The sequence below is a fragment of the Methylophilus sp. 3sh_L genome, assembly GCF_046766015.1.
In the GTDB taxonomy this organism is placed as follows: domain Bacteria; phylum Pseudomonadota; class Gammaproteobacteria; order Burkholderiales; family Methylophilaceae; genus Methylophilus.
The window spans coordinates 187,521-203,675 of the sequence record NZ_JBKOUF010000002.1; the positions used below are offsets into that span (position 1 = coordinate 187,521).

Consider the following 16,155-nt stretch of genomic DNA (forward strand, 5'->3'; position numbering starts at 1 on the left):
GTCAGGGGCCCCGGCCAGGCCGGAGCCATAGTGTTGCGGCGATCAAGCAAGTTATGATCGCCTCTGGTCATCGCCAGTCAGCTCAATCGGCTACTCATTGGGTAAACCTGCAATGGGCGCTTCTTTGGTGCCTAGCGTCGTACGCGTAAACGATTCTACCATGTCGCGCGCGGCTGCCGGGTCCTGTACCCACTTGCTGTAAAAGCTGTAAGGGCAGGTTGCCACGCCCTGGTCGCCATCGCCTGAGTTGAGCATGCCGGTGTAGCCACGGTGCAGCAACTTGAACAGGTGGTTTTCGGACTGGCCATGTTTACGGAAGTCGCGGATCAAATGTTTGCTTAAGGCCGCATACTGCACGCCATTTTCTTCTTCGCCACATTCGCCCAGCGTCCGGCCATCAAAGCCGATAATCGCCGAGTGACCAAAGTAGGAGTAGACGCCATCAAAGCCAGCCGCATTCGAGACGGCTACATAAGTATTATTGGCAAACGCCATCGCCTTGCTGATGAGGATTTGCTGCTCTTTGGCCGGATACATATAGCCCTGGCAACGCACAATCAGTTCAGCCCCCTTCATGGCGCAGTCACGCCAGATTTCAGGGTAGTTGCCATCATCACAGATAATCAGGCTGACCTTGAGACCTTTAGGGCCTTCGCTGATAAAGGTTTCCTTGCCTGGGTACCAGCCTTCAATCGGCACCCATGGCATGATCTTGCGGTACTTCTGCACGATTTCACCTTGGTCATTCATGAGGATCAAGGTGTTATACGGTGCTTTTTTCGGATGCTCTTCGTGCTGCTCGCCGGTGATCGAGAACACGCCCCACACTTTCGCCTTACGGCAGGCTTCGGCAAAAATGTCGGTTTCCGGGCCGGGCACGGTGGTCGCATTGTCATACATTTCCTGGCTGTCATACATGATGCCGTGGGTGCTGTATTCGGGGAAAATCACCAGGTCCATGCCAGGCAGGCCTGCTTTCATATTCACCACCATATCGGCAATGTTGCGGCAGTTAGCCAGAATCTCGGCCTTGGTATGCAAGCGCGGCATTTTGTAATTGACGACGGCAACACCGACGGTGTCCTGACTGCTGGAAATATCACCATGTATCATGAAGCTTCTCCTGAAAGATTTAAAAAGGCTTAAGACTCGATACATACCGATTACGCATAAAAAAAGCCCACCGGCCACGAAGATGGCGGGTGAGCTTTTTTGCTCGAATCATCACCGGCGCTGTTGACGGTGTGATTAAAATGTAGGGCGTAGCAGGTATTAACCTTGGTGCTAGTTTAACCTTAGCTTGACGTGCCTGCCATACGTTAATTGGCGTATCCGCGATGCTTCGTGCGACAGATTAAATGGCCCGCTCATAGCGCTGCAACACGTGTGCTGCCATGCCTTTGGCCAGTTCTTCCTCGCCAAAAAAGACGGCTTCGCTGGTGCCCAGCTCCTTTTGCAGGCGTTGATACTCGTCTTCATGATGGGTGCGGATCACCACTTCAATGTCCGGTTTGAGCTGTTTGGCGATCTCCACCATTTTGCGGATATGCATGGCATCCGGCGTGGCAATGATCAGCATCGCCGCATTGGCAATGTGCGCCTGGATCAGGACCATGGGGTCGGCGGCATTGCCTGAGACGGCTGGCTGGCCTTGTTTACGTAGCTTTTCCACCACTTCACGGTTTTGTTCAGCCACCACAAACGGGATGCCTGCGTCTGTGAGAGATTGGGCGATGCGTCGGCCAACGCGGCCATAGCCAACCAGCACCGCATGTCCCTCCAGAAACTTCCGCTCTGTGGTCATGGGTAATTCCCCGTATGGATCCATGCGTAGCGCCAGTTGCCTGGCCAGGTCAGACTTGCTCACAATCCAGTTTGCCAATGGCTTGATTGAGGCAAATACCAGCGGATTCAGCGCAATTGAAATCAGCGCCCCTGCCAGCACCAGGCTCATGCCATCGGGAGACATCAGGTTTAGTGACACGCCTAGCCCAGCGAGGATAAACGAGAACTCGCCGATTTGCCCGAGGCTGGCAGCGACCGTGAGGGCTGTATTCAGTGGATAGCGCAGGGCCAGCACAATCGCCACTGCGGCCAGAGATTTACCCAGAATGATAATGCCGACCACTGATAAGACCTGCATCGGCTGTTTGATCAGGATGCTCGGGTCAAACAACATCCCCACCGCGACAAAAAACAGCACCGCAAATGCATCACGGAAGGGCAGGGAATCTTCGGCAGCGCGGTGACTGTATTCTGATTCGCGCATGATCATGCCAGCAAAAAAAGCGCCCAACGCAAACGAGACATTGAACAGGGAAGCGGCAAAGAAAGCCACGCCAATCGCCACTGCAATCACGGTCAGCGTAAACAGTTCGCGCGAACCAGTGCCTGCCACATACCACAGCAACCAGGGCAGCACACGTTTGCCTACCACCAGCATGATGGCGATAAAGCCTGCCACTTCCAGCAGGGTCATGCCTATGGTTTCCCAGATGGCAGCGACATTGGTGGCTTCATTTTGTGTCCCGCCCAGCACACCAGCCAAGGCGGGCATTAACACCAGCACCAGCACGGTCACCATATCTTCTACCACCAGCCAGCCCACAGCAATTTTGCCGTTCATGCTTTCCAGGATGCGGCGGGATTCCAGCGCCTTGAGCAAGACCACGGTACTGGCGCATGACAGCGACAGGCCAAACACCAGGCCTTCGCCCAGGCTCCAGTGCCAGCTCCAGGCAACCAGCATGCCGAGCAAGGTGGCCAGTGTCATCTGCGCCAGCGCGCCAGGCAAGGCAATGCGTTTGACCGAGAGCAGGTCTTGTACCGAAAAATGCAGACCAACGCCAAACATCAATAACATGACGCCAATCTCGGATAGTTGCGAGGCGATTTCCAGGTCAGCGACAAAGCCTGGCGTGGATGGGCCGATCATGATGCCGGCCAGCAAATAGCCGATCAGGGCAGGCAATTTGAGTTTTTCCGCGATCAGTCCAAACACCAACGCCAAGGCAAACGCCGCGGCAATGGTGGTGATGAGGGTCAGGTTATGGTCCATAGCAAGGGTTTCTTTAAGTTGTTTTTATCCGCAGCATGTTCGCCACTGGCGCGATGCGCAATGTTAAGGGGCTGATAGGCGGCCCAACTAGACTGACCGTGTTCTGGCCAGAAAGTTGAAATTAATTGCGATCAATGTATCCGTTTTTATCTTGCCGCAAGAAGCAGCAGCTCGTCAATCATCAATCACGGACAGCTCTCGCTCACGGCTGTGAAAAAGGCATGGACAAACGCTGCAAGCTATAAGTACAGAGTTGTTCTGCACGCTGCCAGCGTTCACTTTCGCTCATGCTGCCAAAGTAGACGATGCTGAACACGCCTTCGATCACTGACTGGCAATAGAGGCTGATTAAATCAAAATCAATGTCCGTAGGCAGCTCTTGATGGGTGATGGCCAGGGTTAACAGCTGATTGATCTGCGTAATGCGTTTTTTCTCCCAGTTAAAGCGCAGTTGCAGCAGCTCGGGCGTATCATCAATGCCCACATACAAAAAAAACAGCACGCGCTGGATAGGACTGGGGTCAATATAACTGCGGACTTCCTGCAAACAATATTGTTTCAGGTTTGCCAGCGCACTCAGTGCAGGGTCGGCCTGAAAGGGCGAGGTGTGCTGGATCACATGTTCTGTCATGGCGGTGGCGACTTCGAGCTTGCCTTTATAGTGACCATAGACGGCGCCGCGCGAGAGCTGCGCGGCCTCAGCAATATCTGCCATGGTCGCCAGGGTAAAGCCTTTGCGGTAAAACACCTGTTCCGCTGCATCCAGGATCTGGTCACGGGTTTTTTGCGCATCTTCTTTGGTTTTTCTGGCCATGATTTCTAGGGGGATCATCCATCAAACAATGCCGCTATGATACCAAAAAACAATTAATCAGTCATGATTGATTAATTATAAAAGTGCCGCTAGAATATTGCCATCCATGTAATTATCAAGGTTGCTGCATGTTCAGAATTTCTTACTCGACGCTGGTGCTTTCAACGCTGTTGATCTTGCAACTGTCTGCGTGCAGCAAGCCGCAAGAGACTCCCCAGGCCGCGGGTGCGTCCCCTGTGGTGGAGGTGGTCAAGGTGCAGCAGGCCGATATCCCCGATGAAGTCGAACTGCCTGGCCGGGTCGAGGCTTACCGCATTGCCGAGGTGCGCGCACGCGTCTCCGGTATTGTCGCCAAACGGCTGTATCAGGAAGGGCAGGTGGTCAAAGCCGGGACACCTCTATTCCAGATCAACCCTGAGCAGTTGCAAGCCAGCAAGCTGGAAGCTGAAGCTGAGTTGGCGCGGACAGAGGCTAACCTGGTCAATGCCAACGATAAATTGCAGCGCTACCAGGCCTTGGTTGCAGATCAGTCAGTGAGCCAGCGCGATTACCGCGCCGCACAGGCCGAGGCGCAACTGGCGAAAGCCGAGGTGGCGTCTGCCCAGGCCAAACTGAACCGTGCCCGTCTGGATTTAGGCTATGCAAACGTGATTGCGCCTATCGAAGGGGTGGCACGCCGTGCCTTGGTGACTGAGGGGGCGCTGGTGGGCAAAGACGAAGCCACGCATCTGACCACGGTTGAGCAGGTCAATCCGGTGTATGTCAATTTCTCCCAGTCTTCCTCTGAAGTATTTGCCTTGCGCAAAGCGCTGCGTGACGGTCAACTCAAAGGCAGCGACGGCCAGTTCAAAATCGCCTTGTTGCTGCCGGATGGCTCTGAATATGCCAAAGCGGGCAAACTGTCTTTTTCGGATGTTTCCGTTAACCAGACCACAGACTCGGTGGTAATGCGCGCCATTTTTGAAAACCCGCAACAAGAGCTGATGCCTGGCGCTTATGTGCGGCTTAAGCTGCGCCAGGCAACCAACCCGAATGCGATCCTGATCCCGCGGGATGCGCTGATCCGTGACCAGTTTTCCACCCGCGTCTGGGTAGTGAACAGCAAGAATGAACTGGAGTCGCGCGAGGTGCAACCCGGGCGCGTGATCGACAAACAATGGGTGATAGAGCAGGGCTTGCAAGTGGGTGAACAAGTGGTGGTGACCAACGCTGCCAGCCAGACCGCCGGTGCCAAAGTGACGCCTAAACAGGTCAATGCCGGCGACCAGATCACCAAAGCGGTGGCGCCATAACCGGCGGCACAGATAACCCTTGAATGAAGGATTAGGCAATGAGCCGTTTTTTTATTGATCGCCCTATTTTTGCCTGGGTGATTGCCATTCTGATTGTGTTGGCGGGCCTGATCGCCATTAAACAATTACCGATTGCCCAATATCCTGATATTGCGCCGCCCGTGGTCAATATCGCCGCAACTTACCCTGGCGCCTCGGCCAAGGTGGTTGAGGAAACAGTCACCTCAATTATCGAGCGCGAGATGAACGGCATGCCTGGCCTCATGTATGTCTCGGCCACCAGCAATGTCGGCATGGCTTCTATCAGTGTGACTTTCCGCCAAGGCACCAATCCCGACCTGGCGGCTGTGGATGTGCAAAACCGTCTCAAAAGTGTAGAGGTACGCTTGCCTGAGATCGTGCGCCGTAGCGGCATCATGGTGGAAAAGTCAGCAGATAGTTTCCAGCTGATCGTCTCCCTGACCTCGGAAGATAACCGCTACAGCGAAATTGACCTGGGCGAATTGTCTTCAGCCACCGTGATGCCTACCCTCAAGCGGGTGCAAGGCGTGGGTAAAGTACAATCGTTCAGCCCGGAATACGCCATGCGCATCTGGCCGGATCCGCAAAAAATGGCCGGCCTCAATGTCAGCGTGACCGAGATCATCAATGCCTTACGTAGCTACAACACTCGCCTGACGTTGGGCCAGGTGGGTGCCAGTGGTGTGCCAGACGGCGCCCCGCTCAGCGTGTCGCTGGAGGCAGAAGCCACGCTGAAAACTGTGGATGATTTTGCCAATGTGCCGATTCGTGCGCAGGCGGATGGCTCGGCCTTGCTGGTCAAGGATGTGGCCAAGGTCGAATTGGGCAGCAGTGACTATACCTATAGCTCCCGTGTGAACGGCAAAAATGCGGCTGGCATGGCGATCAAGCTGTCACCAGGCTCCAATGCCGTTGAAACCATCAAGCGTGTGAAAGCGGCCATGGAGCAGATGCAGCCGTATTTTCCGCCGAATGTCGCCTTCCAGCTCTCGTATGATTCGTCTGCATTCGTCTCCATTTCGATCAAAAAGGTGATTCAAACGCTGGTTGAAGCGGTGGTGCTGGTGTTTCTGGTCATGTACCTGTTCATGCAAAACCTGCGCGCCACGCTGATCCCGACCATCGTCGTGCCGATTGCGCTGATGGGCACCTTTGCCGTCATGTACTGGCTGGGCTACTCGATCAACGTGCTCACCATGTTTGGCGTGGTGCTGGCGATCGGTATCCTGGTGGATGACGCCATTGTCGTGGTCGAAAACGTCGAGCGCCTGATTGTGGAAGAAGGCCTCTCTGCCTATGACGCGACAGTCAAAGCCATGTCGCAGATCAGTGGTGCCGTGGTCGGCATTACCGCAGTGCTGGTATCGGTGTTTATCCCCATGGCGTTTTTCAGTGGTGCGGTGGGTAATATTTACCGCCAATTTTCACTGGCGCTGTCTGTGTCCATCAGCTTCTCGGCGTTTTTGGCGTTGTCACTGACACCAGCCTTGTGCGTGACACTGTTGCGCCACGAGAGCGGCAATAAAGCGCGCTTTTTTGTCTGGTTTAACCGCAGCTTTCAGCGCCTGACCGAGCGTTACACCCGCTTGACCGGTGGCCTGCTCAACAAACCTTTGCGCTGGCTGGCCGTATTTGCCCTGATTGTGACACTGGTCGGTTGGTTGTTCATGCGCTTGCCAAGTGCATTTTTACCCGAAGAAGACCAGGGTAACTTTATGGTGATGGTGTCATTGCCACAAGGCGCGACGCTGGCAGAAACGGCTGAAGTACTGGGCGACATGAGCCGCTATATTCAGGCCAATGAGCCCGTTGATATTATCTTTGAGGTGAGTGGCTTTAGCTTTTATGGCACCAGCACCAATAGCGGCATGCTTTTCATCACGCTCAAGGATTGGGCAGAGCGGCCTAATAGGGATCAGCAGGTGCAGGCGATTGTAAACCGCGTCAACCAGAAGTTCTTTGGCCGCCCTAACTTGAGCATTTTTGCCATGAATGCGCCGCCTTTGCCTGAATTGGGCAGCTTTGGTGGCTTCGACCTGCGGCTGGTTGACCGGGCCAGTGTAGGGGTAGAGACGCTGATGAAAGCACGTGACCAGTTACTGGCTGAGTCTGCCCAGCATCCTGAACTGGCTAACGTGCTGTTTGCCGGGCTGTATGACACGCCGGTGGTCAACATGCAGCTAGACCGCAGCAAAGCCAAGGCCTTAGGTGTCTCACTCGATGAAATCAATGACTCATTGGCGACCCTGCTCGGCTCGAATTACCTGGGTGATTTTGTCTATGGTAACCAGGTGCGCCGCGTGATTGTGCAGGCCGATGGCAAACAGCGGCAAACGCTAGAAGATATCAAGAAAATCCGCCTCAAAGCGGCAGATGGCAGTTTGGTGCCGTTGTCTTCGATCATGACGCTGGATTGGGCCATGGGGTCACCCCAACGTACGCGGTTTAACGGCTTCCCGTCATTTAATATCAATGGCGGTGCCGCGCCCGGCTTTAGCAGCGGTGAGGCCATGCAGGCCATGGAAAAACTGGTGCAAGGCCTGGGCAAAGGCATTGGTTTTGAATGGGCCGGGCAGTCGCTGGAAGAAAAACAGTCCGGCAGCCAGGCGATCATGCTGTTTGGGTTGTCGATATTGATTGTGTTTCTGGTGCTGGCTGCGCTGTATGAAAGCTGGGCGATTCCGTTTGCCGTGATGCTGGTGGTACCTTTGGGCGTACTGGGTGCCTTGCTTGGGGTCACCTTGCGTGAATTGCCCAATGATATTTATTTCAAAGTCGGCCTGATTGCGACCATCGGCTTGTCCGCCAAAAACGCTATCTTGATTGTGGAGTTTGCGCGTGAACACGTGTTGCAAGGCATGCCGCTGATCGAGGCCAGCCTGCTGGCGGCCAAAGAGCGCCTGCGGCCGATTGTGATGACCTCACTCGCGTTTGGCGTCGGCGTGATTCCGCTGGCGTTTTCCACCGGTGCTGCCTCCGGCGCACAAGTCGCCATTGGCACCAGCGTGCTCGGTGGCATCATTACCGCCACCTTGCTTGCCATCTTTTTTGTGCCGCTGTTTTTTATTGTCGTGGGCCGCTGGATGAAACAGCCAGCCTCAAAGCAAAGGGTATCTCATGAAGTTTAGCCGTATATCCCTCATTATTGCCGTGGCCTTTGCGATGGGTGGTTGCTCGCTCGTGCCCGAATATTTCAGGCCGACTGCACCCGTACCTGAAACTTACCCTGGCCAGCCAGCCACTGACAACGTGACCAATACGCCTGTCACTGAGGCGCCCCCACTCAGCTGGCAAACCTATTTTGCCGATGCTGACTTGCAGCACTTGATCCAGATCGGGCTAGACCATAACCGCGATCTCAAAACTGCCGTGTTGCGTATGGATGAGGCGCAAGCGACTTATGGCGTGCAAAAAGCAGACCGCCTGCCCACTGTGCAAGGTAACCTCAATTACGACCGCAGCCGGACCGTGTTCAGCTCCAGCCAGGCGTTTGAGGCTAAATTGTTCCGGATTGGCGTCGGTATTTCAGAGTACGAAATTGACGTTTTTGGCCGGGTGAAAAGCTTGTCGCAATCAGCCCTTGAGCAATACCTTGCCGTGACCGAAAACAGGCAAGCGGTACAAACCACGCTAATCACCGAGATTGCCACCCAATACGTCAATTTTTTAGCGATCAACGACCAGCTCAAGCTCGCCCAGCAAACGCTGGATGACCGCAAACAAACGCTGCAACGCACCCAGCGTCGCTTTGAAGCCGGGCTGGATCAAGTGCTGGATGTCAAAGCCGCGCAAATCCAGGTTGAGCAAGTGCAAGCGCAACGCGCGCAATGGCAGCGCCAGCTCGCCACCACGCAAAATGCCTTATATCTGCTGCTAGGCGAAACCTCGCACCGCACGCCACTGCCAGTCAAACCACTCGCTGCCCTCAAACTGGTCGACGTCACGCCCGGCATACCTTCAAGCTTGCTCACCAGACGGGCCGATATCCGTGCCGCCGAGCATCAGCTCAAAGCCGCCAACGCCAATATTGGCGCTGCCAGAGCCGCGTTTTACCCACGCCTGCAACTCACCACCAATGTCGGTTTGGTCAATTCAAACTTCTCCAAATTGTTCTCGGATACAGGCAGCAACTACTGGGCCTTCAGCCCGCAACTGGTGCTCCCGATCTTTAACTACGGCCGCAACAAAGCCAACCTCAACCTGGCCCAAGCCCGCCAGCATATCGAGGTCGTCAATTACGAAAAAACCATCCAGACCGCATTTAAAGAAGTCATGGATGTGCTCAGTACGCGCACCGCCATCGCCGAAGAAAGCGCTGCCAGAGACCGTTTGCACACTCTCGAAACTAGCCGTTTGCAACTGGTCAAGCGCAAACTGGATCAAGGCCTGGTGACTTATCTTGAATTGCTCGATGCCCAACGCAGCGTGTTGGATGCGCAATCGCAGGCTGTGCAGATTCAACAACAAGCGTTGCAGAATCAGGTGGGTTTATATAAAGCGTTAGGCGGCAGTTAGGCTGCTAAAACGGCGTGATTGACGTGTTGAAATGTGTGTTTTAGGATGGTCTAAAATTTAATAACAAGTCGATGGTTTTAAGCATGCTCCTAAAGTATGCACTCAAAAAACCATCAATCATGCATAGTTTTACGTCATGCCCGCTATCCATCGTCAACAAGAGGAGGCTTATATGAAGGTAAACACGGAATCAAATCACTTTTACACCACCCAGAGTGGATCGACACCGTCGGCGGCAACTATCGCCGCATCGTTTAAGTCAGCACTCTCTGCGGCAACTGCCGAAGCATCCTCCCCCAAACAATCAGACTTCACTGGCATGACGCGCAAAGAAATGTTCGATTGGATGAACGAGCAAATCCGTAGCGGAAAAATGTCACTTGATGAGAGTTCACCTTTCCTGGGGATGACTATGAAAGTCTCGGTGGCGACTGGTCAACCAGTTGATATGGCTACAGACACCACGCGTATCAATTTTATTGAGAAAGCCCGGTTGGGCATCGAAGGAGCCCGCTCTAACAACGATCCAGATTTAGCCAAGAGGCTACAAGTGGCGATAGATGTCATGCTTAAGCAACAAGGCTAGGCGGTTGGTGTGAATGCGCGTGCATAAAGTGGGGCAGGTGTCGGCATAACCCGTCCTTAATCTAGACGTTTGTCGGCTCCAGTTAGCTCCACGGTCTCTAATGGACTGATTTTAATCTGACCCTAAACCTCATTTACCGACATGTTAAAGCGAGCGTTTATGATGGAAATTGGGGTGTTGGGCTAGATTTGTGGATGGAGCGTTTGGTGACGGATAATCAGTTTACGCGTGGGCAAAGCCTTGCCCACCCTCTACTGGACTCAAAGTTATGCATCAGCGGAGGGGCGGCATATATCTGGCCTTATCGAAAAATGAAATCGATTGGGAATCAAACGAGTATCAAAAACAGATAATCAATCGAATCTGAGATTATTCGTGCAGCAAATTGTTTGGAAGATTAAAGAAATGCCTTGTATGTCTACAAGGCATTTAGTCAACCTGAGAATCACCTTCAGGTATCCTACAAAGTAAACGTTTCGTTCAAGTCTGCTTAAACTTTCTACGATTCACTGTGAAAATTAAAACTCCAAGACTGACCAGTAGTAGCGCAGAGTTGCTAGGCTCAGGTACTGCAAGTGGAGGGGCATTTTTTATATAGCCATTTACTGTAAATGCTGATTCTAAACCAAACATCAAAGTGAGTGCCGTACCAATAGATTGAATTCCATTAGCAGGTGCCTGACTGTCTGATGCGACATATGTGTATGGATTAGAACCTGATTTTAAAGTATGGCTAATACCTAGCCAGTAGATTCCAGCATCCAAATTGACGTTAATACCATCAATAGTTACTTTATTGAATCCGTTGGACAATTTGATTTCCCCAACGTTGTTGCCAGATGCTATCAATGTTCCTTCTACTTCCAAGCTTGGAGAAGAGTGAAGATCGGACCAAATGCTCCAACTAGTATTTAAATAGTCAGATATACTGCCAAAGCCATTCCAGTTACTAAACCCTGTGACTACACTATTTGACGACAAAGTAAAGTCATCATATACAACCCATGTTCGACCATCAAACTCTCCACACTGTAAAGGGCCACTGATGCAGCGATCTGTTGCGAAGATGGGTACTCCGTTATTAAAGAGCTCCTCAGAAAACGAGTTGGAAGTCCAAATGGATGCAAAAAACAAAACCAAATGGAGGAATAGCTGTTTTTTCATTATTAATCCTCTACGAATGCTTAATTTTATAGTCTTTACGATGCGCTTTTTAACTCTCGTTAAATTCCCTTGATGCCCTGCCTGCTTACAGTCGGATGAGATGCTTGATTCTATATAATTGCTACATGAATTTATATAGCCTTTATTGACTATTTCTAAACACGCATAGTGGTGATTCCTGCATTTGCAGGTACTATCTGCCCTCTACCATTCAAGAAGCTTCGTTCCCTCATGCAAAGTGAAGTCAAAGAGCCCGTCAGCCATGCCGTTGTGGCGGCCGTGCAACTGCCCAATGTCAGTGATATGGAGTTTGAAGCTTCGCTGAATGAGCTGCGTGAACTGGCAAAAACGCTGGGCTACAAAATCGTCCACACCTTTGTGCAGAAGCGCGCAGGCTTTGATATCACGGGCTATCTGGGCGTGGGTAAGCGTGAAGAGATTCGTGATTATGTGCGCAGTATGGCCGGTGACCCTGAGGTGCTGGCGTTTAATCCAGAGGCACTGAATATTGAGGCGGTGCTGGTGGACCATGAAATCTCGCCGTCGCAGGCGCGTAACCTCGAAATTGAAGTCGGTTGCGAGGTGATGGACCGTACCATGGTCATTCTCGAAATTTTTCACCGCAACGCTCGCTCACGCGCAGAGCTCGTAGGGCGTACCCGCTTGCGGTACGCCGAACACATTAATGATCAATCATAAGTTCAACTTGGAACAGCATTTTGATCTTTTCTAATCCAATCAGATTTGCTGTTTGCAGTGCGTAAAGCGTTATCCCTATCCCTTAACTAATCAGTTTTTCTCACGGTTCAATTCGCAATCCTGCCTCGCTCAAGCTATCTGTTGACGCGATTAAGGTTGTATTTTAGTATCGGAAAAATTTAACAAATATTTATAATTGTTAAATTAGAATTTCCCCAATAAACCCGAGCAGCAATTAAATGGGTGATAGCTTAAAAAAACAGGAGAATCAAAATGATGAGTTTTGCCTTTTTACTGTTAGTTTTGGTGGCGATTATCGCTATTGTCGGATGGTTGAAAACAACGTTTCAAGTTAATTCAAATGAGCATGATATTTGGCCTTTTTATGCAAAAAGGCCGCTTTCACAACCAGAGCAAATTTTATATTTCCGCCTGATTGAGGCGCTCCCAGACCACATCATTTTGGCTCAGGTCCAACTCTCCAGATTTTTAGGTGTTAAGAAAGGCCACAATTATCAATCATGGTCTAATCGTATTAATCGCATGAGTGCAGATTTTGTGATCTGCAAAAAAGATGCGTCAGTGGTTGCTGTGATTGAATTGGACGACAGCACTCATCAGAAACTGGATAGACAAATTGCGGACAGTAAAAAAGATAAAGCATTAACAGCTGCAGCAATAAAAGTCGTGCGTTGGCAAGCTAAAGCAATACCAGACCTTTCAGAGATTAAAGCCACATTTTTTACTCAACTTACGCTATAAAGCAGCATTTGTAGGGCGTACCCGCTTGCGGTACGCCTAAAAATACCTAGTTGATAAGCAACACAACACACTCATGGAATATCGTCGCGCTTGGCGGAATGGTGGAACGTATTTTTTTACCGTGAATTGTTTGCAACGTAAAGATAATCATTGTCTCGTTGACAATATCAGCCTGTTGCGGGAAGTGATAGCCAAAGTCAAGCAAACACATCCATTTAAAATTCATGCATGGGTTTTGCTGCCAGATCATATGCATTGTGTGATTGAGTTACCAGAGAATGATGCAAATTTTTCGATACGCTGGATGCTGATTAAAATGTTATTTTCAAGAGGTTTGCCGAAGACAGAGAGGTTGTCAGGTGTGCGCCAATTAAGGCGTGAGCGTGGTGTTTGGCAAAGACGTTATTGGGAGCATTTGATCCGTAATGATCGTGATTACAAGGCCCATATGGATTATGTTCATATCAACCCAGTCAAGCATGGTTTGGTTAAAGAAGTAAAGGATTGGCCATACTCGACCTTTCACAGGCTTGTAAAAGAAAGTGTTTATGAACCAGGGTGGGGTGGTGGAATGGAAGCTGAATTGGGCTATAAAGATTAAGCATGTTTGAATTGAACATACGGCGGACTGTAAACGAGTCCGCCCTACAGACTGGACGGCTGATGCAAATCTAGCATGCGACTTGTGAGGCTCGATCAAGATCAATGACCTCAAAGATTCAATCTAAAGCGTTAACACCCTGAGTTGACGATACTTACAGTGGGTGGGGTGCCGTAGGTGAGAGACTCGGTATATTTCACATAGCAATTGTTCGGGTCACTGGCAGAGTTGTGCTTGAAGATGTGCTCTTGGCTATTGGCAATCGAGACAGTAAAGCCTGAGTAAGTGATTTGCACATCGAGCTCGTTATTATTGAGATTGTCACCTGCATCTGGCCAACCCCGCCACATTTGAAATGTTTGGCCGCCATCTTCCAGATACCAGACGTTATCCCCATCACATCCTTCCGTGACGATGCATTTTGACCGCATTAAACTTGCGTTGGCTGTTAGCGCGCCTTTCATGCTTTGCAGCGATGAATTGATGGCAGACTGGTTAGTATTGACAAAGCGAGGCATGGCACTGGCTGCCAAAATAGCCAGGATGGCAATGGTGATTAGCAGTTCTACGAGCGTGAACCCGGAAATAGCAAATTTAGCAGGTGGTGGCATGCTTTAGTATCCGTCAAAAAATCATAGACCGATCGCAATTTTGTCATTGATACGCTTTGGGTGATGGCTGAATGTATGCCTGAAAAGTATGGTAGTTTGAAAAATCAGTGTCTTGGCAAATGCGTCAATATAGTGGCAACTAACAATAGTCCGTTTTGGGGCAACTGCTTTCCAGGACGCTTATTAAAAACACGGATTTCATGGCCTGTTGACCGCCAAGCACTGCACGCGCAACATGTCTGATAATCCTTTGACAACGCCTCGAAAGCGAATCTGCCGATGATCAAAGAAAACTTGGTTTGCCCAATCTGCAACACGGCGGCTACGCTGCTGGATGTGGTGGATTTAAACAAATCTTGCGAGGAGCAGCGCGGTAAGTTTCTGCCGCTTTCGGGCGATGCGGTTTATTACAGCCTGTGCAATCACTGTGGCTTTTGCTGGGCGCCTGAGTTGCACCAATGGCCTTTAAGCCAGTTTGAGGAATATATCTACAACGCGGATTATGGCGCGGTAGACCCGGACTATCTTGAGACCAGGCCTCAATCGAATGCTGAGGTGTTGCGTTCAATCTTCCCGGTATTTCCGCCTACGCTGAGGCATCTGGATTATGGGGGTGGCAATGGCTTACTCTCACGGCAACTGTCAGCGGCTGGTTGGCACTCTGCTTCATATGATCCCTTTGTCGATAAGCACACAGACCTTGCATCGCTGGGGCAGTTTGAGCTCATCACCGCGTTTGAGGTGTTTGAACATGTGCCCGATGTATGGGCCCTGATGTCTGACCTGTCATCCTTGTTGGCTAGAGATGGCTTGGTGCTATTTTCTACCTTGCTCTCTGACGGTAATATTCATCCAAACCAGCGGCTGAGCTGGTGGTATGCCTCCCCGCGTAATGGCCATATCAGCCTGTTTTCGAAAAGCTCGCTCGCGCTGCTTGCCCAGCGTAACCAATTTAACTTTGGAAGCTTTAATAGCGGCTTCCATGCCTTGTACACCACCGTACCACCTTGGGCGAGCCATCTGATTCGTGTGGGTTAGCCACCAATCAAAAGGCTAACCGTACCGGTGCATTAAGTCTGTGCCAAGCTAATAAACGCCTGTACATAATCAATCTGTATATCTGCTTCTCGAATCCCTAAGTAAATCTGCTTGGCAATACCTTGCTTACCAAGCTTAACCGGCACCACATCAAACCGGGTTTGATATTCCTCGACCAACCAGCGTGGCAGGGCGGCGACACCGCGGCCACTGGCGACCATTTGCAGCATGATATCTGTGGTTTCTATGGGCTTATGCAGGTGCGGACGGATGCCGGCGGGTTGTAGAAACTGGTTGTAAATATCGAGGCGGTCTATGTCTACCGGGTAGGTGATCAGCGTTTCGCTGCTGAGCTGCTCGGGTCGCACGTAGTCTGCTTGCGCGAGCGCATGTTGACGATGCACGACGAGCACTTGTTCGTAATCAAACACCGGCTGAAACAGCAGGCCGGGTTTATACAAGGGGTCGGGCGTGACCAGCATGTCGATCTCGTAGCCAAACAGCGCGCCGATGCCGCCAAACTGGAACTTCTGTTTGACGTCCACATCGACATCCGGCCAGTCGGCCAGGTAGGGCGAGACCACTTTGAGTAGCCATTGGTAGCAGGGGTGGCATTCCATGCCAATGCGCAGGGTGCCGCGTTCTCCTTGGGCAAATTGGCGCAGGCGCTCTTCAGCCAGCGCCAGTTGTGGTAGCAAGCGGTTAGCGACGGCGAGCAGGTATTGTCCGGCCTGGGTCAGGCGCAAGCTACGGCCTTCACGCAGCCAAATATCCGTGCCCAATTGCTGCTCCAGTTTTTTAATCGAATGACTGAGCGCCGATTGTGTCAGGAACAATTTTTCAGCCGCGGCGGTGAGTGAGCCTTGTTGCTCGACCTCACGGATAATCGCCAGGTGGATACGTTCTATCATGACTCTATATATGAATTAAATTAATGGTTTGTTGAAATAATACCATTTTACTTCATGGATTGCGCTTTCTAGAATGCCGGTTC

General features: G+C 51.3%; 13 protein-coding genes and 1 pseudogene. 8 read left to right on the forward strand and 6 right to left on the reverse strand.

Going from position 1 to position 16,155, the window contains the following annotated elements:
• Window positions 1-90: 90 nt before the first annotated feature.
• From ACIDF8_RS06575 to ACIDF8_RS06585, 3 genes are all read right to left on the reverse strand, one after another.
• A complete protein-coding gene (locus ACIDF8_RS06575; protein ID WP_018986422.1) occupies window positions 91-1,113 on the reverse strand; it encodes an aliphatic amidase in 1,023 nt (340 codons plus the stop codon).
• A 241-nt stretch (window positions 1,114-1,354) separates the two neighbouring features.
• The gene (gene ybaL, locus ACIDF8_RS06580; protein ID WP_412009823.1) at window positions 1,355-3,058 is read right to left on the reverse strand and encodes a YbaL family putative K(+) efflux transporter; all 1,704 of its coding nucleotides are present in this window, start codon (window positions 3,056-3,058) and stop codon (window positions 1,355-1,357) included.
• A gap of 202 nt (window positions 3,059-3,260) precedes the next feature.
• A complete protein-coding gene (locus ACIDF8_RS06585; protein ID WP_412009824.1) occupies window positions 3,261-3,872 on the reverse strand; it encodes a TetR/AcrR family transcriptional regulator in 612 nt (203 codons plus the stop codon).
• A 128-nt stretch (window positions 3,873-4,000) separates the two neighbouring features.
• Here ACIDF8_RS06585 and ACIDF8_RS06590 point away from each other — a divergent pair, with 128 nt between their 5' ends.
• The 4 genes from ACIDF8_RS06590 (at window position 4,001) to ACIDF8_RS06605 (ending at window position 10,286) form a co-directional block, all read left to right on the forward strand.
• The gene (locus ACIDF8_RS06590) at window positions 4,001-5,164 is read left to right on the forward strand and encodes an efflux RND transporter periplasmic adaptor subunit (RefSeq protein WP_412009825.1); all 1,164 of its coding nucleotides are present in this window, start codon (window positions 4,001-4,003) and stop codon (window positions 5,162-5,164) included.
• A gap of 38 nt (window positions 5,165-5,202) precedes the next feature.
• Window positions 5,203-8,313: a multidrug efflux RND transporter permease subunit gene (locus tag ACIDF8_RS06595; RefSeq protein ID WP_412009826.1), complete on the forward strand. Its 3,111-nt coding sequence runs from the start codon at window positions 5,203-5,205 to the stop codon at window positions 8,311-8,313.
• A complete protein-coding gene (locus ACIDF8_RS06600) occupies window positions 8,303-9,700 on the forward strand; it encodes an efflux transporter outer membrane subunit (RefSeq protein ID WP_412009827.1) in 1,398 nt (465 codons plus the stop codon). The genes ACIDF8_RS06595 and ACIDF8_RS06600 overlap by 11 nt, the downstream gene beginning before the upstream one ends.
• 172 nt (window positions 9,701-9,872) lie before the next feature.
• On the forward strand, window positions 9,873-10,286 hold the full coding sequence (locus tag ACIDF8_RS06605) for a hypothetical protein (protein WP_412009828.1): 414 nt from the start codon (window positions 9,873-9,875) through the stop codon (window positions 10,284-10,286).
• A gap of 480 nt (window positions 10,287-10,766) precedes the next feature.
• Here ACIDF8_RS06605 and ACIDF8_RS06610 read toward each other — a convergent pair whose 3' ends face one another.
• A complete protein-coding gene (locus tag ACIDF8_RS06610) occupies window positions 10,767-11,450 on the reverse strand; it encodes a PEP-CTERM sorting domain-containing protein (RefSeq protein WP_412009829.1) in 684 nt (227 codons plus the stop codon).
• A 231-nt stretch (window positions 11,451-11,681) separates the two neighbouring features.
• Between ACIDF8_RS06610 and ACIDF8_RS06615 the strand changes: the two are divergent.
• The 3 genes and pseudogenes from ACIDF8_RS06615 to ACIDF8_RS06625 all read left to right on the forward strand — a co-directional run.
• Window positions 11,682-12,092 (forward strand): annotated as a pseudogene (locus ACIDF8_RS06615) (GTPase HflX); the annotation flags it as partial.
• A 330-nt stretch (window positions 12,093-12,422) separates the two neighbouring features.
• The gene (locus ACIDF8_RS06620) at window positions 12,423-12,911 is read left to right on the forward strand and encodes a DUF2726 domain-containing protein (RefSeq protein ID WP_412009830.1); all 489 of its coding nucleotides are present in this window, start codon (window positions 12,423-12,425) and stop codon (window positions 12,909-12,911) included.
• Window positions 12,912-12,984: 73 nt separating this feature from the next.
• On the forward strand, window positions 12,985-13,512 hold the full coding sequence (locus ACIDF8_RS06625) for an REP-associated tyrosine transposase (RefSeq protein WP_412009831.1): 528 nt from the start codon (window positions 12,985-12,987) through the stop codon (window positions 13,510-13,512).
• A 131-nt stretch (window positions 13,513-13,643) separates the two neighbouring features.
• Here ACIDF8_RS06625 and ACIDF8_RS06630 read toward each other — a convergent pair whose 3' ends face one another.
• Window positions 13,644-14,123 carry a prepilin-type N-terminal cleavage/methylation domain-containing protein gene (locus tag ACIDF8_RS06630; protein ID WP_412009832.1) on the reverse strand — a complete coding sequence of 160 codons (480 nt, stop codon included), beginning with the start codon at window positions 14,121-14,123 and terminating at the stop codon, window positions 13,644-13,646.
• A 279-nt stretch (window positions 14,124-14,402) separates the two neighbouring features.
• Between ACIDF8_RS06630 and ACIDF8_RS06635 the strand changes: the two genes are divergently transcribed.
• The gene (locus tag ACIDF8_RS06635) at window positions 14,403-15,161 is read left to right on the forward strand and encodes a class I SAM-dependent methyltransferase (RefSeq protein ID WP_412009833.1); all 759 of its coding nucleotides are present in this window, start codon (window positions 14,403-14,405) and stop codon (window positions 15,159-15,161) included.
• 32 nt (window positions 15,162-15,193) lie between these two features.
• Here the strand turns inward: ACIDF8_RS06635 and ACIDF8_RS06640 are convergent, their stop codons facing one another.
• Window positions 15,194-16,072: a LysR family transcriptional regulator gene (locus ACIDF8_RS06640; protein ID WP_412009834.1), complete on the reverse strand. Its 879-nt coding sequence runs from the start codon at window positions 16,070-16,072 to the stop codon at window positions 15,194-15,196.
• Between the last annotated feature and the right edge of the window lie 83 nt (window positions 16,073-16,155).